Source organism: Mesorhizobium sp. C395A (assembly GCF_030323205.1).
Lineage (GTDB): Bacteria > Pseudomonadota > Alphaproteobacteria > Rhizobiales > Rhizobiaceae > Mesorhizobium.
Map to the genome: position 1 here is coordinate 3,882,075 of NZ_CP100473.1, position 22,338 is coordinate 3,904,412.

The following is a 22,338-nucleotide window of genomic DNA, read 5'->3' on the forward strand; positions in this document are numbered from 1 at the left end:
ATTCCTCTTCAATCCGGCCGGCTGATCATGCTGAACAGTGCGGGAGCTCCGCGGCTGGCTGCTTGCGGTCGCTGGCTGCGGGAGAGCCGCAGGTGGATGCGAAGCAGATCGGCAGCCACCTCATACTGCCGGCTTTCAAGATAGTCGAGTATGCCCGAGTGTTCGCGCAACGATTGCCGCAGCCGAAACACGTTGACGCCGGAATAGATGCCCGGCAGCCGGCGCAGGCGGAGATGATCGGCCAATGCATCCGACACAAAACGGTTGGCGCAGCCCTCGGCGATCATGCCATGAAAATCCATGTCCAGCCGCTGGAACTCGCGCGTGTCGAATGTCTCGTCCGGCAGCGCTGCAAGCGCTTCCATGCCTTGCCGCAACATTGCTGCCCGCGCCCCGTCCAGCCGAAAGCCTGGCGTCAGGATGGCCGCCGGCTCCAGCACCAGGCGGAACTCGTAGCTTTCGCCTTGCGCCTCCGGATCGTCCGGCGCGCGGCGAAACAACCAGGATTGCCCAGGCGCACGATCCAGAAGATTCTCGTCGGTCAGTTTGTTAAGTGCTTTTAGTACCGTCTTGCGATCAGCGTCGTAGCGTCGCATCAGCCCCGCGATGGTCACCGTCTGGTCCAACCGTCGCGCCGAGCGGTCGCGCAGGATGGCTTCGGCGAGCTCGTCTTCCTCCGCACTGGGTAGTTCGGCGGCAATGGCGGGCTGGGCGGCGAGGTCGACCGTCAGATGATAACCGCTGTCGGCCTCCCAGCGCACCACGCCCCGTTCCGCGAGCAGGCCGAGTGCGGCGCGTACGGGCGTGCGCGAGACATTGCACAGCGAGGCGATCTGCTGTTCGGGCAGGCGGGCGCCAGGCTCGAAGCCACGCTGCCGCGCCACATCCAGGATGCGCTGCGCCAGATCGAGATGGTTGGTGCGAGGTCGTCTGGCTACGGCTTGCATGACTTTTCTCGAATGCGAATGTGGCGCATTGGTCTGGCTGATCGCCGGAACAGGGACAATCGGCCAAATTCCTCCGTCGGTTGACAGATTATGGATTGACGTACTTTTTTCTGCAATAGTACTGTCGGCACAATCGGCGAGAAAAGACCGAGGGAACAGGATCGAGGCAGGCGCGCGCGTCGCCGGCCTTGGTCCGGCAAATGATTTCGACGATCAAACCGAATGGGAGACTGCCATGACCGCTACCAGCCTGCGGCGCCGTGCGCTCAATACATCCTCAATCGCTCTCGGTCTCGCCCTGACGCTCTCGGGGCCGGCCGCCGCAGCCGACCTCGTTATTTCGAACTGGGATGGGTACATGGCACCCGACGCCATGGCCGCTTTCAAGACCGCCACCGGCGTTGCCGGCGAAGTGGTGGTGCACGCCACCAATGAAGAGATCATGGGCAAGCTGATTGCCGCCGGCGGCAAGGGCTATGACGTGGTCTTCGTCTCCTCGCCCTTCGCCGAAGTATTAAACAAGCTTGGCCTGACCGAGCCGATCGACCATGCCAAGATCCCCAACCTCGCCAACCTCTATCCCGAAGCGACCAAGCTGCCGCACGATGCCGGCAACGCTTTCTCCGTGCCTTACACCTGGGGCACGACGGGCCTCTGCTACCGCTCTGACCTTGTCAAGACGGCGCCCACGAGCTGGAGCGACCTGCTCGCCCCTTCCGACGAGATGAAGGGCAAGACCACCATGCTGGCGACCGATCGCTGGCTGCTGGCCGCCGGGCAGCTCGACAAGGGCTATTCGGTCAACGAGACCGACCCGGCCAAGATGGCCGAGGTCAAGGACCTCCTGATCTCCGCCAAGAAGACCCTGCTCGCCTATGACGACACCACCTTCTATTCCAAGCTGGTTTCCGGCGAGGCGCTGATGGTGCAGGCCTGGGACGGCTGGTGCAATTACGGCATCGCCGACAAGCCGGAGATCAAATACGTCATCCCTAAAGAAGGTTCGGACCTGTGGGTCGACACGATGGTGGTGATGAAGGCGTCCGAGCACAAGGACGACGCCTTCAAGTTCATCAACTTCATGCTCGACGCCAAGAACCACGCCTGGGCGGCGCAGAACATCGACTACAAGGTGCCGAACAAGCCGGCGATGGAAAGCCTGCCGGCCGACTTCCTGGCCAAATTCCCCAACATGGCGATGCCGGTGGCCGATCTCGTCAAGTTCGAGCAGTTGCGTGACGTCGGCGAAGCCCAGCGCGACTATTCCAAGATCGTCAGCGAGATCAAGGCCGCGCAGTAAGCGGCGCAGACTTCACGGCCGGCAGCACTTCTGCCGCCGGCCCTGAGCGGTACCCGCGAAATTGTCCCAGACCCGACTTCGTTCCTCTCTGCTGATGGCCCCGGCGCTGGTCTGGCTGACCGCGCTGATGGTTATCCCATGCGCCCTGGTGCTGGCGCTCGCCTTCTTCCGGCGCGGCGTCTATGGCGGCATCGACTACACTTTGACGCTGGAAAATTTCGGGTTGGTCTTCGACCCGCTCTATGCCGGCATCTTCCTCAACTCAGCACGTATCGCCGGTACCACGACGCTCATCGCAGTCGTGATCGGCTATGCCGCGGCCTATGCAATTGCCGCCGCACCACGCCGGTGGCAGCCGGTGTTCCTGTTCTTCGCCGTGCTGCCGTTCTGGTCCAATTACCTGATCCGCACCTATGCCTGGATCGTGCTGCTGAACCGCGAAGGGCTGATCACCCAGCTCTTGCGCTGGTTCGGCTACACCGGCGAGTCGCCCTCGATGCTCTATACCGAAGGCGCGGTCATCGCAGGCCTCGTCTACAACTATCTGCCCTTCGTCATCCTCGCCTGCTACGCGCCGCTGTCGCGCCTCAACCCGGAACTGGCCGAGGCATCGCGCGATCTCGGCGCCTCCGCTGCCACCACCTTCCGACGTGTCATCCTGCCGCTGACCGTGCCCGGCATCGCTGCGGGTGCTGTCTTCGTCTTTGTGCTGTCGATCGGCAATTTTGTCACCCCGGCGCTGCTCGGTGGCGGCCGCTTCCAGATGATCGGCAACCTCGTCTACGACCAGTTCCTGACTGCTAATGACTGGCCGTTCGGCGCAGCGCTCGCCATGGCGCTGATCGCCATCATGCTTCTGGTGCTGATGGCGCAGGCGCTCGCCGCCGACCGCGCCGCGGGGCGTGCGGCTGAGGCAAGGGGTGACGCCTATGGCTGAGCGCCGCGCAATTCTTGCCTTCTCCCCGTTCACCGGGAGAAGGTGCCCCGAAGGGGCGGATGAGGGGCGGCGTCAACCTTTGCGACGCTCAACGCTGCCCCCCGTCTGCCTGCCGGTAGCTTCTACCCGCGAACAGGGAGAAGGACTCTGGTCGTTCGCTTGCCCTCCAATTGTCGGAGGCCGGCGATGACCCATTCCTTCACCCGTACGCTCGGCATGCGTACGATCCTCACCCTCGTCTTCGCCTTCCTCTACATCCCGATCGCCGTGCTGGTGGCGCTGTCCTTCAACGAAGGCGGATTGCCGACGGCATGGTCGGGCTTTTCGCTGAAATGGTATGCCTCGCTGGCCGGCAATTCCGCCATCCTTTCCGCTGCGCTCAACACGCTGATCGTGGCGTTGGTCTCCACGGCCATCGCCACGCTGCTCGGCACGCTGCTGGCCATCGGCATCGAGATGCGCCGGCAATACGGCAGGGGTCTCGAGGCGCTGATCTTCGCACCGATGATCATCCCCGACATCGTCCTGGCGATCGCTCTGCTGTCGTTCTTCTCCATGCTAAACCTGACCATGGGCCTGCACACCATCATCCTCGCCCATGTCGTCTTCAACCTCGCCTTCGTCTGCTCGGTGGTGCGCGCAAGGCTAAAGAGTTTCGACTGGTCGATCGTCGAGGCCTCCGCCGACCTCGGCGCCTCGGCTCTGACCACCTTCCGGCGTGTGACATTGCCGGTCATCGCGCCGGCAGTGATTGCCGGCGCTCTGCTTGCCTTCACGCTCTCGGTCGACGAGTTCATCATCGCCTTCTTCACCGCCGGTGCCGGCCGCGCCTCGACGACGCTGCCGATGCAGATCTACGCCATCATCCGCTTCGGCATCACGCCGGAGATCAACGCGCTGGCGACCATCGTCATGGCGGTATCCATCACCGCGCTGACCCTGTCGCAGCGGCTCAACCGTGGGATCATCGGCCAATGAGCGAACCGCGCACGCTGCTGGCCATTGATAACGTTTCGAAGAAGTTCGGCCGGGTCACCGCCGTCGACGGCATCTCGCTCGACATCCGCGAAAACGAGTTCTTCGCGCTGCTTGGACCCTCCGGCTGCGGCAAGACCACGCTGCTGCGCATGCTGGCCGGCTTCGAGACGCCAACCGACGGCCGCATACTGCTCGATGGCAAGGACATCGCCCGGACCCCGCCCAACAAGCGGCCGGTCAATCTGATGTTCCAGTCCTACGCGCTGTTCCCGCATATGAGCGTGCGCGCCAATGTCTCCTACGGGTTGGAGATGGAGCGCTTGCCGAAAGCTGAAATCCGTTCCCGCGTCGAGGCCATTCTGGCCACCACCGAGCTTGTCCCCTTCGCCGACCGTAAGCCTGAGCAATTGTCGGGTGGCCAGAAGCAGCGCGTCGCGCTCGCCCGCGCGCTGGTCAAACGGCCTCGGTTGCTGCTGCTCGACGAACCGCTGGGCGCGCTGGACAAGAAACTGCGCGGCGCCATGCAGATGGAGCTGAAGCGCCTGCAGCACGAAGTCGGCATCACCTTCGTCATCGTCACCCACGACCAGGAAGAGTCACTCGTCATGGCCGACCGCATGGCGGTGCTCAAGGACGGCCAGCTGCTGCAATGCGACACGCCGCACGCGATCTACGAGCATCCCACCGACCGTTTCGTCGCCGACTTCATCGGCGTGATGAATTTCGTACCGGGCAAGGTGTCTGCGGATGGCGTGATCGCCGCGAACGGCGCGCGCATCACCGGCAAGGTTCCCGCCAAGCTCACACCCGGCGCTTCCGCCGTGGCCTCGGTGCGACCCGAGCGCATCCGGCTGTTCCCGTCACCCGAGACCGCCAACCACACCGCCGGCACGGTCGAGGCGCTGGCCTATCACGGGCTGGACCTGCAGCTGCATGTCCGCACGCCTCTGTCGCCAAAACCATTTCTGGTGCGCGTCACCGCCGATGCCGCCGACCGCCGGCCGGTCTCGTCGGGCGATCAGGTCGAACTCGGCTGGGACGCCGCCGATGTCAGAATTTTTCAGGAATAGGAGAGCTTGATGGCGCAGAAGACGATCGCGTTTTTTCCCGAAGCGGCCTACGGCCCGGCGCTCAATTCGGTCGGCATCGCGCAAGCCGTCGAGGCGCGCGGCCATAAGGCAGTGTTCCTGTCCGACCCCGGCTTTGTCGATGTCTACAAGGGTTACGGCTTCGAAGCGCATCCGGTGAACCTGTCGGAGCCGATGCCGCCCGAGCAGATGGCGAAATTCTGGGAAGACTTCATCAACGGCCACATCCCGAACTTCCGCAAATCGCCCTACGATCAGGTCGACAATTACGTGAAGGATTGCTGGACCGCGATCGTCGACAGCGCCAAATGGGCGCAGAAGGATTTGCCGCGAGTCCTGGCCGCCATCAAGCCTGATGTCATTTGCGTCGACAATGTCATCCTGTTTCCGGCCATCAAACAGTTCGGCAAGCCTTGGGTGCGCGTCATCTCCTGCTCGGAAAACGAGATCGAGGATGAGGACATCCCGCCGCATCTCTCCGGTTGCGGCGAGAACGACCATGTCGGCCACCAGCGCTATCGCGATCATTTCAATGCGGTGATCAAGCCCATCCACGACGACTTCAACGCCTTCCTCACCGCAAACAATGAAGCGCCATACCCGGTCGGTCAGTTCTTCGAGGCCTCGCCCTATCTCAATCTGCTGCTCTATCCCGAAGCGGCAAAGTTCAAACGCCGCCATCCGCTTGATACGACGAAATTCCAGTATCTCGAAGGCTGCGTGCGGCAGGAAAAGCCATACGCCGTGCCGACCTTCGCCGAGAACAATGACGGGCCGCTGCTCTATGTCTCCTTCGGCAGCCTCGGCGCTGGCGATGTCGATTTGTTGAAGCGCATCATCACAACACTGGGCAAGACCCGTTACCGCGCGCTGGTCAATGTCGGCGGCTACAAGGACCTGTACACGGATGTGCCGGACAACGTCATCGTCGAGAGCTGGTTTCCGCAGCCTTCAGTCATCCCGCAGGTCGATGCCGTCATCCACCATGGCGGCAACAACTCGTTCACGGAGTGCCTCTATTTCGGCAAGCCGGCCATCATCATGCCCTATGTCTGGGACGGCCACGACAACGCCACCCGCGTCCAGGAAACCGGCCACGGCTTCGGCATGCCGCGCTACGACTGGAGCGACGCCCAGTTGGTCAGCAGGATCGAGGCTTGCCTGACCGACCCCAAGATGAAGGCCAAGCTGGCGAAGACCTCGTCGCAGATGCGGGCACAGAACGGACCGGAAAAGGCCGCAGGGTTGCTGGAGAAGTTGCTGTGACCTCCTCCGCCCCGCACCTTTACCAAGCCTCCACCCGCACCGACCTCGTCGACTGGGGCGCCCAGTCCGACGCGCTCGACGGCGCGTCGCATTCGACCGGCAGGCTTGTCCACAAAGGACCCAACAACCAGCCGGAATCCGGCATCTGGGTCTGCACGCCCGGCCGCTGGCGGCTCTCGATTCCGCGCGACGAATTGTGCCATTTCGTCGCCGGCCGCGCGACGTACCGGTCGGATGCTGGGGAGGTGGTAGAAGTCGCAGCCGGGACCGTGGTCATGTTCCCTGCCGGCTGGACAGGCGAATGCACCGTGCATGAGACCATGCGCAACGTCTACATGCTGGCTTGAACAGCAACGGAGCTTCCCAATATGCCGACACCGCACTGGCCAAAGGCCTCGACCGTGAAACTGGAGGACTGGGGCGGGGGCAGCAACACGCTTGCCGGCTCGCCGCGCGCCTCGGGCAGGATCCTCTCGCAGAACCCGGACGGCTCAAGCGAATGCGGCCTGTGGTCGTGCACGCCAGGCAGCCGCAAGGTTACCTTTGCCGCCGACGAGTTCTGCCATTTCCTGTCGGGCCGCGGGACCTATGTCCGCGAGAATGGCGAAGAGATCCCGGTCGAGGCCGGCATGCTGGTGTTCTTCCCCGCCGGCTGGGCCGGCACCTCCACCATCACGCAAACACTGACCAAGGCCTTCATGTGCCGCTGAGCACTTTTTTAAAGGAAATCGCCATGACCACGCCCATCATGCAATCCCCGCTTGCCATCACCGACCTCGTCGACTGGGGCGTCATCCCGACCATGATCGAGGGCGTGTCCCACACCTCGGGCAAGCTGCTCTACAAGGGGCCGGAGGGCCGTTCGGAATGCGGCCTGTGGGTCTGCACCCCCGGCAAATGGCACTGCCATGTCACCCGCGACGAGTTCTGCCACTTCCTCGAGGGCCGCTGCACCTATGTGCACGAATCGGGCGAGGTCATCCAGATCGAGCCGGACACGGCGGCGTTCTTTCCTCAGAATTGGAAAGGCGTCTGCACCGTCCATGAGACCATCAAGAAGGTCTACATGATCCGCTGAGCGGACCTGAAAGGACGACCATGCAATTCTCCGCTGAACGGCCGGCTTTCTTCGTCAATCCGGACTACCGGCCGATGACCGGCACGGCAAAACCGGTGATCGATCCGGCGACGCTGGAGACCGTCGGCTCGATCTCCGCCGCAACGGACGGTGAGGTCGATGCGGTGCTGTGTGCCGCAACCACGGCACAAGCCGCCTGGAAGAAGCTCGATGCCAAGAGCCGGGCAAAGCATCTGCATGCGGTCGCCAACGCCATCGAGGCGGCGGACTTCACCCGCTGCGCAGAGCTGATGGTGCGCGAGATGGGCAAGCCTTATCCCGAAGCAATCGGCGAGATCGCCAATTGCGCGCCGATCTTCCGCTACTATGCCGAGATGGCGCGCGACGACGCCGGCAAGATCGCCGGTACGACGCAGGCCGGGTCGTTCCAGTATGCGCGCTACGAGCCGTATGGCGTCTCCGTGCACATCATGCCTTACAACTTCCCGATCCTGCTGATGTGCTGGACCGTTGCGGCCTCGCTTGCCGCCGGCAATGGCTGCGTCATCAAGCCGGCCGAAGCGACGACGCTGTCGACGCTGGACTACATGACGGTGTTCCGTTCACTGCCGGAAGGGCTGGTCGCCTGCCTGCCTGGCACGGCCGCCACCGCGCAGGCGCTGATCGCCTCCGAGCGCACCCACGCTGTCGCCTTCACCGGCTCGGTCGCCGCCGGCAAAGCCGTGGCAGTCGCCTGCGCCGAGCGCATGAAGCCTTGCGTCATCGAAGCCGGCGGCAGCGATCCGCTGATCATCAGCGAGCACGCGCCGCTCGACGTGGCGGCAGCCGGCAGCGTCACCGCCGCCTTCCACCTGACCGGCCAGGTCTGCACCTCGGCCGAACGCTTCTTTGTCGTCGACTCGGTTCACGATCGCTTCGTCGAGCTGTTCGCCGAGAAGACGCGGGCGCTGCGCATCGGCAATGGCATGGACAAGACCGAGATCGGCCCGCTGGTCAGCGAAGCCGCCCGGGCGAAAGTGATGCGGCTGGTCGATGATGCTATCAGCAACGGCGCTATAGCCGTTGCCGGCGGGCGCATTCCGCCGGCGCACAACAATGGCTGGTTCTACGAGCCAACGATCCTGACCGGGGTTACACCCGATATGGCGATCGTGCGCGAAGAGTGTTTCGGGCCGGTCGCAGCGATCTGCCGCGTAAAGGATTTCGACGAAGCGATCCGGCTTGCCAATGACAGCCCGTTCGGGCTCGGCGCCTCGGTCTTCACCACCGACCTCGCCGAGGCGCATGAAGCGGCCGAGCGGCTCGAGGCCGGCATGGTCTGGGTCAACAACCCGCTGATCGACAATGACGCCCTGCCCTTCGGCGGCTGGAAGGCATCAGGCCTTGGCCGCGAGCTGGGACGCCAGGGACTCGACGCCTTCCGACGCTCCAAGATGGTCATCATCGACCACAGACCGGCGATCAAGGACTGGTGGTACCCCTACCCCGACAGCTGGTTCCGCGAGACAGGCGGCCGCAAGCACGTGTGAGCCCGGCTAGTCCATAACGTAAGCTGATGCTTACGCATCTGCCGAGATAGGCCGGCTATTTCAACGCTTGAAGCTTGTCGATCGCGGCAGTGAATCCGGCAAGCGAGACCGGAATGGTCACCGGCTTGCGCGTCACGGACTCGATGCCGATGTTCAGGTTGGTTCCCGATTTCATCGCCTTGAGGAGGTCCGCCGACAAAGGGGTCGCCGCATAGGCGCCGTTCTGGTCACTGGTCTGGATGGCGATGGTCGTCTTCTGCCCCTGGTCGATCTGGTACGAGGCGCCGGAAGGCAGGAACAGCCCGTGCGGCAAGGCCAGCAGCATCGCGAGGTTGCCATTGCCGTTGTCGCGGCGAACCGTAACGGTAAGAACGCGCTGCCCCGTCTTGGCCTCGGTAAGGTTTTGGGAGACCTGGCATTGAAGCTCGGTGCCGGCCGATCCGCTAGCGCAGTTTAGCGCCCACGGATTGCCTTCTGCAGGCTTGGTCTCGGCAGATGTGGTTGACTTCGGCTCTTCGGCAAGCGCCGACCCTGCCGTCACGACCAGCCATAGCGCGCCGACCCAGGCGGCCCGCCCACAAACGGTTCTCAGCAATGAAGCCATCCGATCCTCGTCGTGTCAGGGTTTCGCCGAGCGCGTTGATACAACAGCCGAGCCTGGCGGGGAAGCCAATACGGTACATGAGCTCGGGCTAAATTACTGTTGCTGACTTGTCACAATAAACAACTTTGAAATTTTGTACGTGTAAAGCAAACAATCATGCTCGCTATACACTGGGATTCGGATAGTATTAGCGACGGAGCGTGTACTCGTCGGGGTTCGCAAGGGATGGAGACGACCGAGAAAACTCGGCAGATCAATGGCATGGCGACGCACGGAAGAAGCTTCCGGGCGAATAGCAAGTATCGCCGGTCAGGTTTTTCCAGGCATCTCTGGAAGACGACTGCGCTGTCCACTCTGGCACTTGCCCTTTCCGGCATAGCCGCCCATGCCGGCGACACCGGACTGTGGCAGCCGCAGGTCCGCGCCATCATCGGCGCCAACAACAATGGCGGCAACACGGCGATCGAGGGTTTCCTGCCGCTGAAGCAGAACCTCGAATCCGTTCTCTTTCTCGATGTGCGCTCGAAATACGATTTCGACGACGGCTTCGGCCAGGACGTCGGCCTCGGCGTTCGCCGCATCGTGAATCCGGATCTGATGATCGGCGGCTACGCCTATCTCAACATCCAGAACCACGACAGTCACCAGTTCGTCGCCTCGACGCTCGGCCTCGAGGCCATCACCTCAAAATACGATGCGCACGTAAACGTCTATCTGCCGATCAGCGGCGACCGCAGCACGGCCGGGCAAGAGTCGAGCCTGTCGCTGGTCGGTCATCAGCTGATCGAGCAGATATCGGCCATCGCCCACCGCGATTACGCGGCCTGGGGCATCGAGGGCGAGGTCGGCGTTCAGGTGCCGCTCAACCTGCCCGAGAACCATTCACTGCGTTTCGATGTCGGCGCCTACCATTTCGGCGATCCCGACGGCGACGACGGCAGCATCACCGGCGCCAAGGCCGGCCTGGAATATTCGATCGGCGACGTCATCGGCAAAGGCACGTCGCTGACCTTCACCGGCGAGGTGCGCAACGACAACCGCGATGACACCCAGTTCGCCGGCAGCATCCGGCTGACGGTGCCGCTCAACGCTTTCGACAAGGGCTCGTCTTCGGCCGATGACGGCGCCGAGCCGGTCTATCCGGTCAGCCCCGGCCTGCGCAAACGCGTCAACGAGCGCGTACGCGGCGACATCGGCGTTCGCATCGAGAGCCAGGACAAAGTTACCGGCACGTCGACGCGGGTGGCGATCAATGCCGCCACCAACACGGCATTCGGCCAGTTCTTCTTTGCCGATGGTGACAACGACGCGCTCGGCCTCGGCACGATCGGCGACCCGACCACGCTCGACAATGCAGTCGCCGGCGCCGGCGCTAACGGCGTCGTCGTCGCGCTGGGCGGCAAGGGCAACATTACGACAGCCGGCGTGACGCTCGCCAACGGACAGACCGTTATCGGCGGTGGCGGCGGTGTCCAGGCGCGGCTCGCCGACGGCAGCATCGGCACCTACAATTTCGGCGGCTCCAACGGCACCATCCAGGGCACTAACCCCGCAACAACGTCCTGACGCTCGCCAATGGCAACACGCTGAGCGGTATCACCATCACCGGCGGCAAGGACGGCATCTTCGGCAACAACATCGCCGGCGCCACGCTGACCAACGTCACGGTCACCGGCACCGGCGGCCACGGCGCCGACTTCACCGGCACATCGACCGGCGTCAATGGCTCGAACTTCACCGCGACCGGCAACGGCCTCGACGGACTGCATATCGAAGGCGACGGCACCTATAACTTCACCGGCACGACGCTGCTGCAGGGCAATGGCGACGACGGCCTGGATATAACCGGCCACGGCACCTACACTTTCGCCACCCTCAACGCGCTCGACAACAACGATGCCGGCATTACCGTGAAGGGCACCGGGATCGCCGGCTCGATCACCATCACCGGCGGCCAGGTGTCGGGCAACAAGGCGCTCGGCGACGACGGGGTCGGTGTCTTCATCGATCCGATCACCGCCCATATCGTGCTGGATTCGATCACCCAGACCGGCGGCGCATCGGGCGTCGTGCTCGAGAATCTTTCGGGCAGCCTCACCGTCAACGGCGCGACGACGATCTCGAACACGACCGGACCGGCCATCGCGATCACGGATTCGCCGGCCGCGATCCGCTTCGGCGACATCAACATCACCAATCCCGGCACCGACGGCATGGTGTTTGCGGGCGCCAACACATCAATAATTGCCGGCAACATCGTCATTGCTGGCCTCGGCTCCGGCGTCGGCCTCGATTTCTCCGGCAGCCAGACGAATTTCACCGCGCAGTCGCTCAACATCACTGGCACAGGCGCCGCCGGCTCGATCGGCATCGATCTGTCTTCCCCGAGCGCGGGCGGGGCAACGATCGTCATCACCGATGGCGGCGCGATCGCCAATGTCGACACCGGCGTGCGCTTCGGCATTTCCGGCTCGCCGGCCAATTCGGCCAATGCCCAATTCAGTTTCGGCGGCGGCTCGATTGCCGGCATCACCGCCTCCCTCGACGCGCGGGGGCTCAACCAGACGCTCGGGCTCTATGCTTTCGGCTCGACGACCTTCAGCGGCCCGCAGCTGTTCGACCAGCAGAATGTGATTTTCGTCGGCGCGACCGCGACCGGTTCGGGCACCGGATCCTCGCTGCTCGACCTGGCGACGGTCGCGACGGCCGATGCCAATACCGACGGCACCGCGATCTTCGTGCTGGTCAATCGCGGCACGGACATAGACGATACGGACGGCTTCTCGCTGAGCGCCGGCCAGACGCTGGCTTCGTTCGGCAACGGCCGCACGTTCTCGCTCGGCGGCATCCCGATCAATGTGACGGGCAACAATGTCGTGCACAGCAGCACCGTCTCCGACGCCGGCGGCGCAGCCACGCTGACCAATAGCGGTGCCGGCGACACGGTGACGCTCGCCAACAATACCTCGCTGCTCGACTTCAACCTGTCCAATACCGGTGGCGGCAACGCGGTTCACGGCAGCGCCGTCAGCAATGTCACAATGACGGGCCTGGCCGTCAGCGGCGCCGACCTGAACGGCTTGCTGTTCGACGGCACCAATACCGTTACCGCCACCAACCTCAGCTCGACCAACAATGGCGGCGCCGGCTTGTCGATCCAGGGCGACGGAACCTATTCGTTCAACGGCACGACGACGCTGTCGAACAACGGCACCGACGGCCTGTTGATCAACGGCAACGGTACCTACGGCTTCGAGACGCTTGACGCCAAGGTCAATGGCGGCAGTGGCGTCGACGCCACATCGACGGGCGCCGGCAAGCTGACGACCACTGGCGGAACGATCTCCGGCAATGGCGGCAACGGATTCAGCGCATCCCAGATTGGGCTCGATGTCACGCTGACCAGCCTCAACCAGATTAGTGGCGGGACCGGTGTCGGCCTCACGAACGTCACCGGCAGCTTCGAGATCTCCGGCTCGACGACGATTTCGAACGTCGCAAACGGCATTGTCATCCAGAATAGCTCGGCAACGGTAGGCTTTGGCGGCAATGCCACGGTCACCGCTCCTTCTGGCTCTGGTATCATACTGGCTGCCAATTCCGGTGCCATCACTTTCGGCGATGTGGCGATCGACCAGCCGGGCCAAAACGCGATCGACATTTCCGGTACGAACGGCACGATCAGCTTCGCCAACATCGACATCACCGGCCTGGCGACCGGCAAGACCGGGGTCGACCTGTCGGGCAGCCAGTCGACCTTCACCGCCACCTCGCTCGACATCACCGGCGCCGGCACTTCGACCGGCATCGACCTTTCCGGCACCACCGGCGGCTCGGTGACGATCGGCACCGGCGTCATTTCCGCCGGCACCGGCGTCCAGATGGGCACGCACGGCGCGCCCGGGACCAGCGCCAACACCACCTTCTCGTTCGGTGCCGCCGGCGGCGCATCGATCACGGGGACCACCGCCTCGCTCGACATGCGCGGCCTGCTGGCCGGCAACGGCACCTATGCTTTTAACGCCACCCATTTGGTCGGCCCGCAGCTGTTCGACACCGCCAACGTCATCTTCGTCGGCGCAGCAAACACCGGAACCGGCTCCGGCGCGAGCGTTGGCGACCTTATCAACGCCGACGCCGCCGACGGTCTGACGACCGACGCCAACACCATCTTCGTTCTTGTCAACAGCGGCGCTGGAACCATCAACACCGATGCCGACGGCTTCACGCTTGCCGACGGCCAGCAGATCGTCTCCTTCGCCAACGGCAACACCGTCGCTCTCGGCGGGCCGCCGGCCAACGTCACCGGCGCCGAGGTGGTTACTTCGGGCACCCAGGTCGATCCGTTCGGCAATGGCGCCGCCACCCTCAACAACTCGGCCGGCAGCACCATCGATCTCGCCAACGGCAACCGCGTCGCCGACCTCAGCGTCAGCAATGCGGGTTCGGGCTCGGCGATCAACGGATCGAATGTAAACGCGGCCACCATCACCGGGGTGACGATCAGCAGCGCCGTAACCGGCATCGACCTGACCGGCGCAACGGGTGCGATCAACATCACCAACACGACGATGGGCGGCGTCAGCGGCACTGGCCTGCTGGCCAGCAACTTCGGCGGCACCGGCACCTTCAACAATTTGGACATCACCGGCGCCGGCATCGGCGTCAGCGTCACGGGCGGTTCCACGGGCACGCTGACCTTCGACAATGCGAGTTCGATCGCCGGCACGACGGGCACGGCGCTCAGCATTCTTGGAGCAACGCCTAACCTCACCTACAACGGCACCATCAATCAGACGAGTGCCGCGAGCGCGGTCATCATCAGCGGCATGACCGGCGGCTCCGCCACCTTCGCCGGCCAAATCACCGCCAGCACCGGCGCGGCCAACGCCATCGACCTGACCGGCAATGCCGGCGGCACGATCAATTTCACCGGCGGGCTCGACCTCACCACCGATGGCGGCCTTGCCTTCAGCGCCATCAATGGCGGCACGCTCACCGTCACCGGCACTAACACGACCGCATCTGGGCTCGGCCCTGTCGAAAACGGCATCCATCTCGGTGGCGCCGGCGGTTTGACCATCGGCGCAGGCGGCGTCATTTTCGACAGCGTCACCGTCGACGGCTCAGGCGGCGCCGTGCAGACCGGCATCCTCATCGAAAACACCAGCGGCGGCAGCGTCACCTTCGGCGCTGTCGACATCAATCGCGTCACTGGCGACGCCATCCGCCTCACCAACGTGGCCAACGCCGTTACCTTCAATGGCACGACGACGATCGACACGGTTGTTGGCGGTGGCCCCGGCTTCGTGGTGCAAGGCAGCGCCGCGACGGTCAATGTCAACAATCTGGTGACGACGCTGGTTTCGGGCGACGACGTCAGCCTGACCAACAACACCGGCACGATCAACATCGGCGGCACCATCACCAATTCCGGCACCGGCAACGGCGTCGTGGTTTTTGGCGGCAGCGCCGCGATCACGGTCTCGGCCAACATCTCCAGCTCGGCAACAGCACCAGGCACGGCGGTCAAGATCGACGGCACCATCGGCGGCTCGGCCCAGTTCAGCGGCAGCGTCACGTCGACCGGCACCGGAAATCTGTTCGCCATCGGCTCGACATTGCCCCCGGCAGGCGGTGCGTTCAGCTTCACCGGCCCGACCCTGTCGGCGAGCGGTGGCGGCGGCGCGGTGGTCGGTGGCCTGATCGGCACCGCAACGTTGAATGTTACCACCCCGCTATCGATCACCAATGCCTTGGGCACCGGCCTGTCCGTCTCCGGTGTCGCGAGCACCGCATCGGCAACCTTCGGGGCGGTGACCGTGACGGGCGCCGGCGGCATCGGCATCTACATTGTCGGCAATGCCGGCCCGGTGACCTTCGGCACGACCCAGGTCACGCTGGGCACCACGAGCGGCACTGCCGGCATCAACTTCGCCGGCACCAACAACGATGTCAGCTTCGGCACGACTACCATCGACGATGTCGGCGCCAACCAGACCGGCATCGACTTCAGCGGCTCCTCGACGACGGCCGATTTCGGCCTGACGACGATCACCGGCCTGGGCGACCTGACCTCGCGCGGCATCGACCTGTCGTCGACCACGGGCAACAAGGTCATCACCTTCCTGCAGGGTTCCAAGATCGACAATGTCGGCGTCGGCGTCGAACTGTCGTCCGGCGGCACCACGGCGACTTCAGCCAATGCCACCTTCACCTTCGGCGACGGCGATTCGACCGACGGCCTGGAATCCTTCATCACCGCGGCCGTTGGCGGCTACACCGTCGACACCGTCGGCCTCGACCCGATATCGGGCAACTACGATTTCGACGACGTGTTCTTCACCGGCAGCGCCAACCTCGCCACCGCGCCCGGTTCGGTCACGCTGGTCTCGCAGTCGGGCGGCTTCATCGCCGCCGGCACGACCGGCAATCTCAGCATGGGCGTCAACACCATTTCGCTCGCCGCCGCCGATGCGCTGACAGGCGCGCAGAACTTCGCCTTCGTCGGCACGATCAATCTCGGCGCCACCGCCTTCACGCTCGATTCCGGCCAGACGATCACCGGCTTCGGCAACAGCAATGTGGTTTCGACCGGCACGATCCAGCCGGCCAACGTCCAAGGTGCTCTTGGCGCCACCGGCGGCAACATCACCGGCGACGAGGCCGTCGTCAGCGGGACGGCCAACTTGATGCAGCTGCTCGGCGACAATGCCGTGCGCCACACCGCATTCGACTTCAGCAGCGCGGCCGGTGCCGCCTTCCTGATCGACCAGAGCGCGGCCGGCTTCAGCAATGCCAGCGGCATTACCATCGAAGGCGTGACGATCTCGAATGTCGCGGCGGGCCAGACCGCCATCCAGGTTACCGGCCTCAATGGCAGTCTGTCGGTCATCAACAACAACATCAACCTTGCCGGCACGCTGCTCGACGTCAATGGCGGCACCAGCACCATCTCGGTGTCGCGCGGCTTCCTGCCCAATGGCGGGCCGGCCGGAACGCTGACCGGTGGCGGCATCAACATCGCCAACCGCACCGGCGGCGCGGTGACCTTCACCGACCAGGTGGCCATCACCGGCGGCAATGGCGTCTCGATTTCGGGCGGCACCGCCGGCGGCGCCGTCAATTTCAATGGCGGCCTCGACATCACGACGTCCCTCGCCACTGGCCTCAGCCTCTCGGGGCTGAATGTCCTGACCGTCGCGAATGCCGGCTCGACGACGATCAACGCTACGGGCCAGACAGCGCTATCGCTGCAAGGCACACTCGGCGCCGGCGGCGTCAATTTCGACAGCATCACCTCGAGCGGCGGCACAAGCGGCATCATCCTCAACGGCGTCACCGGGGCGGTGAATGTCTCCGGCGCGACCAGCATCACCGGCACCAGCAGCTTCGGCATAGACGGCACCGGCGCCAACACCGGCACGTTCACCTTCGGCGCGGTGACGGTCAACAACACCGCCACGGCCGGCGGCGGCATCCATGTGGTATCAGGCACGGTCAACGTCACCGGCCTCGCCAACATCGATACGACGAGCGGCGTCGGCCTGTCGCAGAGCGGCGGCACGACAAGCTTCACCGGCGGTGTGACCATCGACACCACCTCCGGCACGGCCATCGTGGGCACCGGCGGCACGATGGGCATCACCGCCACCGGCGGTGCCGAGACGGTAAACTCGACCCTCGGCCAGGCGATCAGCCTCTCCGGCGTCGCCGCCAGCATTGCGCTCGACTCGACCTCGTCGGGCGGCGGCACCAACAATGTTGGCCTGGCCAATGTCACCGGAACAGTCAGCCTCGGATCCGGCGCATTGAGCGGCGCTTCGGGCGTCGCATTCCAGCTCACCGGCGGTGCTGCGACCGTCAGCTATGGCGGCACGGTCACCAAGACCACCGCCGGCAAGATCGTCGACATCTCCGGCGTCACCGGCGGCACGGTCACACTGTCCGGCGCGCTCAGCGCCACCGGCGGTTTCGACAATGGTATCTATGTCCACGGCAACTCCGGCGGGACCATCACTCTCAGCGGTGGCACGAAGACGCTGACCACTGGCGCCAATACGGCGGTCGACTTGACGACCAACACCGGCGCGACGATCAACTTCGATACGGGTGGCCTGGTGATTACCACCACCTCCGGCACGGGCTTCAACGCCAGCGGCGGTGGCACGGTCAGCGTCGGCGCGCCCCTCAGCGACAACAGCATCACCACGACGGCCGGCGGCACCGCGTTGAACCTCAATGGCGTTACGATTGGCGCTGCGGGCATGAATTTCGACAGTGTTTCGGCCACTGCCGCCGCAACCGGCATCTCGCTGAACAATATCGCCTCGTCCGGCGGCGGCGCCATCATTCTCGGCACGGTCAACCTGCAAGGCATGACCACGCGTGGTGTCGATGTTTCCGGCACGCTTGGCGCGGCGCTGTCCTTCAACGATCTCGACATCGGCCTGAACAGCACGACAGGCATCGCCTTCGACCTCAATGGTGCGGCGATCAACGCGGCGATCACCGCCAATGATTTCGACGTGACCAACGCGGCCGCCGCCGGCAGCACCATCGCCGTCGACCTGCGTGGCGCCACTGGCGGCCAGACGGTACGCCTCGGCGATGCCGTTGTCGGCGGCGCCAGCTCCAGCATTGCCGGCGTCAACACCGGCGTGTTCCTCAACAGCGCCACCAACCTCGCTTTCACCTATGGCGACGGCGAATCGGCGACCGACCAGCTCTCGACCATCGGCGCCAATGTAGGCATCGACGCATCCAGTGCGCCGGTTGCCGGCACCTACAATTTCCAGGATGTGAACTTCCAGTCGGCTCCCGGCCTGGGCTTCGGAGTCGGCAAGGTCTATTTCGTCGGCGCGTCCGCGACCGGTGACGGCAGCGGTCGCGACCAGAACAATCTCGCGACGCTGGCCACCGCCGAAGCAGCAGCCGTGGCGACGGACATCCTGGTTCTCGTCAACGATGGCGGCACCATCACCGCGGCAGGCAGCAATGGCAACGACACGCTGGCTCTCGCCACCGGCGAGCAGGTGCGCGGCTTCGGCAACGGCAACATCAATCTGGCGCTGACGGTGCCCTCCACCATCCAGCTCGCCAGCAACAGCATCTCGATCATCGACCAGACGCCCAATGGCGCCGCGACGCTGACGACGAGTGCCGGCAACAATGTCATCACGCTCGGCGCCAGCGGCAACATCATCGACGGCTTCATCCTGAATGGCAGCCCGGCGGGTGCCGCGCGTGGCGTCAAGGACAATGGCGCGGGTGCTGCGAATACCGTCATCAGCAACATGACCATCAGCAATTTCGCCACGCAGGGTATCGAGATTACCCCGTCGAACAGCACGACGATCAACAACGTTACTTTCTCCGGCAACGCCAGCGATGTGTGGCTGAACGCGTCCAACACCACCATCACCAACGTCACCAGCACCGGCGCCACCGGCATTGCTTTCAAACTCGACAACACCACCGGCACGACGACGCTGACCAACGTCAACATCACCACGGCGGCGACCGGAACCGGCATCGCCTTCGGCGGCGCGTCGGGTCCTGGCGGCACGATTATCGGCGCCAATGTTGACATATCGGGCGGCAGCGGCCTTTCGGTGACCGGCGGCAACGCGGTGATCAGCTTCGACGGCGCCAGCTCCATCATCAGCACGTCGGGCGCGGCGGCCACGATCTCGACCCGCGCTGGCGGCAGTTTCACCTTCGCCGGCTCGGTGATCGCCAATGGCGCTGCCAGCGGCATTAGTATTTCCGGCGCGACGGCGGCCAATACGGTGAGCTTCATCGGTACGGTCGATCTCGGCACCACGACGCCGATGACCGGCACCGCAGTCGCGATCAACAACGGTGCCACGGCCTCGACCGTCAGCTTCGCAAACCTCGACATCGTCACAAGCGGCACCACCGGATTCAGCGCCAGCAATGGCGGCACGGTCAATGTCACGACCGGCACGGTGAGCTCCACTTCCGCGCAGGCGGTCAACCTCAACGGCATCGCCACCACCGGCATCAATTTCACCTCGACCAATTCGACCGGCGGCACCAACAACGTGTCGCTGACCAATGTCACCGGCGCCGGCACTGTCAGCCTCGGCTCCGGTGCGCTCGGCGGCGCGACCGGCGCGGCCTTCCTGGTCACCGGCGGCTCGGCCAATGTCAGCTATGCCGGCTCGGTCACCAAGACCACGGCCGGAAACGTCGTCAGCATCTCCACCCGCACCGCCGGCACCACGACATTGTCGGGCACTCTCAGCGCCACCGGCGGCGTGGCCAACGGGATCCTCGTCAACGCCAACACCGGCGGCACGATCAACTTCTCCGGCGCCAGCAAGATACTGACCACCGGAGCCAACAATGCCGTCGACCTGACGGCGAACACCAACACCGCGGTCAACTTCACCGGCGGCGGCCTAGCCATCACCACCACCTCCGGCACCGGCTTCAACGCCACGAGCAACGGTACTGGCACCGTGACCGTTATCGGCTCGGGCAACACGATTTCGACCGGCAGCGGCGTCGCGGTCAACCTTGACAGCGTTGCTAGCGCGGCGGGCGGCGTGACCTTCGCTTCCACAAACAAAGGCGCCGGCGGCACCAGCGCCGTCATCCTCGATTCCGTCACCGGTTCGGGAGCGATCGACCTCGGCACCGGCGCGCTGGTGGGCGGAACAAGCGCCGTGATCCGTATCGGCGATGGCCTAGGCACCGCCAACAGCGGCGGCACGGCGGCGTTCACCTATGCCGGCGCGATCACCAGCGGCAGCACCGGCCAGGCGGTCAACATCCAGGATCGCGCCCTGACCGCCGGCAACATCACCCTGTCGGGCAACATCACGCATAATGCGGCGGGCCAGATCGGCATCCTGCTGGACGACAATGTCGCCGGCATCATCACCTTCTCCGGCGCGTCGAAATCGATCACCTCGACCACGGCGGCTGGCGTCAGCCTGAGCGACAATGCCGGCGCGACGATCAACTTCACCAATGGCGGGCTGGTCATCGCCACGACCAGCGGCGCCGGTTTCAGCGCCACCGGCCCCGGTCCGGCAGCCACCACCGGCGGCACGATGACGGTGCAGGGCACCGGCAACACCATCGTGTCCGGCACGGGCACGGCCCTTAATGTCGCCAACACGACGATCGGCGCCGGCGACGTGACGTTCAGGAGCATTGCGTCCAATGGTGCAGCCAACGGCATCGTGCTCAACAACACCGGCACCAGCGGCAATCTGGTGGTGACCGGCACCGGCGCGACGGGGGGCAGCGGCGGCACGATCCAGAACTCGACCGGCGATGGCGTCAGCCTGACCGACACTCAGGATGTCAGCCTGAGCAACATGATTATCAGCGACAATGCGGGCAACGGCATAAAGGGCCTGCGCGTCAACGGTGTGGTGCTCAACGGTCTGACCCTGAACAGCAATGCCGATGCCAACACCGAGTCCGGAATCCTGTTCAACGAACTTACCGGCAACGCCTCGCACGTCACCACGTTCACCAACCTCACGGTCTCCAACTCATTCACCCATAACGTGCAGGTCATCAATTCCGGCGGCACGTTGGCGAACCTGGTGGTGAGCGGCGGCACGTTCTCGAACAACGGCGCCTCAAACAATGCCGGCAGCGACTTCATCTTCGAGGCGGACGGCGCCGGTGTCGCCGGCGCGCCGACGATGACGCTGACCGTCGACGGCGCAACCTTCACCGGCAACAACGCCTATCCCGGACCGGGAGTCATCCCTGGAACCGGTCTGTTCGTCATTGCCAATGACGGCACCGTCAACGCTCACATCGGCGAGACCACGGGAAATCTATTCAACAATCTGAACAACGGCATCAACCTCACCCAGAGCAGCAATTCCGGCGTCGGCACGGGCGGCAATCTGAATTTCACCGTCCGGAACAACACCGTCACCAACAGCGACTCGACGGCCATCAACGTGTTCAGCAGCGGCGACCTCGCACGGACGCTTGACGGCACAATCGCCAACAACGTCATCGGTACGCAAGGCGTAGCAACCTCGGGATCGCGAACCGGCAACGGCATCAGGGTTGGGCATGAAAGCCTCGGCGTCGCCAAGGTGCTGATCGACAACAACATTATCCAGAGCATCGGCGTCAACGGCATAAGCGGTGGCGACAGCGTCTCGATCACGCAGCTCGTGCAGCCGGGCACCGTGCACGCGACGGTCACCAACAACACCATTCGCGACAATGCCGACAGCCGCGGCATCACGGTCACCGCCACATTTGCCGGCGCTATCATCAATGCCGACGTTCATGCCAACACCATCACCAACGTCAACAACGCCAATGCCATCCGCTTCCTCGCGGACGGCCTCGGCGGCGCCGACGGCACGATCAACGTACCGCAGGCGAGCGAGGCCGGTATCGAAACCGTCAATGGCGGGGCAACGGCACTGACGGACACCCGGACGTTCTTCAACCAGCCGCTGCCACTGCTGCCTGCCGCGACACCGTAGTCAGCAACCTTGGATTTCGTCCTAGGAAATATATTTTATGAATCTGATATCGACTTGTTGTCTTACTTAGGCATAATACAAGAATTCAGACAGTAAGCGGCCAACGGAGGG

Annotated in this window: 14 protein-coding genes; 11 read left to right on the plus strand and 3 right to left on the minus strand. The window is 64.2% G+C overall.

All coding sequences use genetic code 11. The features are described 5' to 3' along the window. Positions 1–8: 8 nt before the first annotated feature. Positions 9–947 carry a GntR family transcriptional regulator gene (locus tag NLY37_RS18980; protein ID WP_023698838.1) on the minus strand — a complete coding sequence of 313 codons (939 nt, stop codon included), beginning with the start codon at positions 945–947 and terminating at the stop codon, positions 9–11. A 235-nt stretch (positions 948–1,182) separates the two neighbouring features. On the opposite strand from NLY37_RS18980, the gene NLY37_RS18985 reads away from it, so the two are divergent. From NLY37_RS18985 to NLY37_RS19025, 9 genes are all read left to right on the plus strand, one after another. Then, entirely contained in the window at positions 1,183–2,247 is a 1,065-nt protein-coding gene (locus tag NLY37_RS18985) for a polyamine ABC transporter substrate-binding protein (protein ID WP_023698839.1), read from the plus strand. 94 nt (positions 2,248–2,341) lie between these two features. After that, a complete protein-coding gene (locus NLY37_RS18990) occupies positions 2,342–3,184 on the plus strand; it encodes an ABC transporter permease (protein ID WP_023743078.1) in 843 nt (280 codons plus the stop codon). A 186-nt stretch (positions 3,185–3,370) separates the two neighbouring features. Continuing rightward, complete coding sequence (locus tag NLY37_RS18995; protein WP_023743077.1) at positions 3,371–4,162, plus strand: ABC transporter permease; 792 nt, start codon at positions 3,371–3,373, stop codon at positions 4,160–4,162. Then, the gene (locus tag NLY37_RS19000; protein ID WP_023743076.1) at positions 4,159–5,232 is read left to right on the plus strand and encodes an ABC transporter ATP-binding protein; all 1,074 of its coding nucleotides are present in this window, start codon (positions 4,159–4,161) and stop codon (positions 5,230–5,232) included. Before NLY37_RS18995 ends, NLY37_RS19000 begins: the two co-directional genes overlap by 4 nt. Before the next feature lie 9 nt (positions 5,233–5,241). Then, complete coding sequence (locus NLY37_RS19005) at positions 5,242–6,516, plus strand: glycosyltransferase (protein WP_023672948.1); 1,275 nt, start codon at positions 5,242–5,244, stop codon at positions 6,514–6,516. Next, entirely contained in the window at positions 6,513–6,863 is a 351-nt protein-coding gene (locus tag NLY37_RS19010) for a cupin domain-containing protein (protein WP_023672949.1), read from the plus strand. Before NLY37_RS19005 ends, NLY37_RS19010 begins: the two co-directional genes overlap by 4 nt. 21 nt (positions 6,864–6,884) lie before the next feature. Beyond that, positions 6,885–7,226, plus strand: coding sequence for a cupin domain-containing protein (locus NLY37_RS19015; RefSeq protein ID WP_023672950.1), 342 nt, complete (start codon positions 6,885–6,887; stop codon positions 7,224–7,226). A 23-nt stretch (positions 7,227–7,249) separates the two neighbouring features. Then, on the plus strand, positions 7,250–7,594 hold the full coding sequence (locus NLY37_RS19020) for a cupin domain-containing protein (protein ID WP_023672951.1): 345 nt from the start codon (positions 7,250–7,252) through the stop codon (positions 7,592–7,594). A 20-nt stretch (positions 7,595–7,614) separates the two neighbouring features. Then, positions 7,615–9,123 carry an aldehyde dehydrogenase family protein gene (locus NLY37_RS19025; protein ID WP_023733647.1) on the plus strand — a complete coding sequence of 503 codons (1,509 nt, stop codon included), beginning with the start codon at positions 7,615–7,617 and terminating at the stop codon, positions 9,121–9,123. A gap of 55 nt (positions 9,124–9,178) precedes the next feature. Here the strand turns inward: NLY37_RS19025 and NLY37_RS19030 are convergent, their stop codons facing one another. Further along, on the minus strand, positions 9,179–9,727 hold the full coding sequence (locus NLY37_RS19030; protein WP_023743075.1) for an invasion associated locus B family protein: 549 nt from the start codon (positions 9,725–9,727) through the stop codon (positions 9,179–9,181). 261 nt (positions 9,728–9,988) lie between these two features. Here NLY37_RS19030 and NLY37_RS19035 point away from each other — a divergent pair, with 261 nt between their 5' ends. After that, on the plus strand, positions 9,989–11,293 hold the full coding sequence (locus NLY37_RS19035) for an inverse autotransporter beta domain-containing protein (protein ID WP_156933978.1): 1,305 nt from the start codon (positions 9,989–9,991) through the stop codon (positions 11,291–11,293). Here the strand turns inward: NLY37_RS19035 and NLY37_RS19040 are convergent. Further along, positions 11,271–11,513, minus strand: a complete 243-nt coding sequence (locus NLY37_RS19040) for a hypothetical protein (RefSeq protein ID WP_156933977.1) — start codon at positions 11,511–11,513, stop codon at positions 11,271–11,273. The genes NLY37_RS19035 and NLY37_RS19040 overlap by 23 nt on opposite strands. 124 nt (positions 11,514–11,637) lie before the next feature. On the opposite strand from NLY37_RS19040, the gene NLY37_RS19045 reads away from it, so the two are divergent. After that, positions 11,638–22,227: a hypothetical protein gene (locus tag NLY37_RS19045; RefSeq protein ID WP_023743072.1), complete on the plus strand. Its 10,590-nt coding sequence runs from the start codon at positions 11,638–11,640 to the stop codon at positions 22,225–22,227. Positions 22,228–22,338 lie beyond the last annotated feature (111 nt).

Excerpts from the sequence above, each read along its gene's own strand:
- NLY37_RS18990 (WP_023743078.1), top strand. The coding sequence starts at position 2,342 with ATGGCCCCGGCGCTGGTCTGGCTGACCGCGCTGATGGTTATCCCATGC.
- NLY37_RS19025 (WP_023733647.1), top strand. The coding sequence starts at position 7,615 with ATGCAATTCTCCGCTGAACGGCCGGCTTTCTTCGTCAATCCGGACTAC.
- NLY37_RS19005 (WP_023672948.1), top strand. The coding sequence starts at position 5,242 with ATGGCGCAGAAGACGATCGCGTTTTTTCCCGAAGCGGCCTACGGCCCG.
- NLY37_RS18995 (WP_023743077.1), top strand. The coding sequence starts at position 3,371 with ATGACCCATTCCTTCACCCGTACGCTCGGCATGCGTACGATCCTCACC.
- NLY37_RS18980 (WP_023698838.1), bottom strand. The coding sequence starts at position 947 with ATGCAAGCCGTAGCCAGACGACCTCGCACCAACCATCTCGATCTGGCG.
- NLY37_RS19000 (WP_023743076.1), top strand. The coding sequence starts at position 4,159 with ATGAGCGAACCGCGCACGCTGCTGGCCATTGATAACGTTTCGAAGAAG.
- NLY37_RS19035 (WP_156933978.1), top strand. The coding sequence starts at position 9,989 with ATGGCGACGCACGGAAGAAGCTTCCGGGCGAATAGCAAGTATCGCCGG.
- NLY37_RS19015 (WP_023672950.1), top strand. The coding sequence starts at position 6,885 with ATGCCGACACCGCACTGGCCAAAGGCCTCGACCGTGAAACTGGAGGAC.
- NLY37_RS18985 (WP_023698839.1), top strand. The coding sequence starts at position 1,183 with ATGACCGCTACCAGCCTGCGGCGCCGTGCGCTCAATACATCCTCAATC.
- NLY37_RS19020 (WP_023672951.1), top strand. The coding sequence starts at position 7,250 with ATGACCACGCCCATCATGCAATCCCCGCTTGCCATCACCGACCTCGTC.
- NLY37_RS19030 (WP_023743075.1), bottom strand. The coding sequence starts at position 9,727 with ATGGCTTCATTGCTGAGAACCGTTTGTGGGCGGGCCGCCTGGGTCGGC.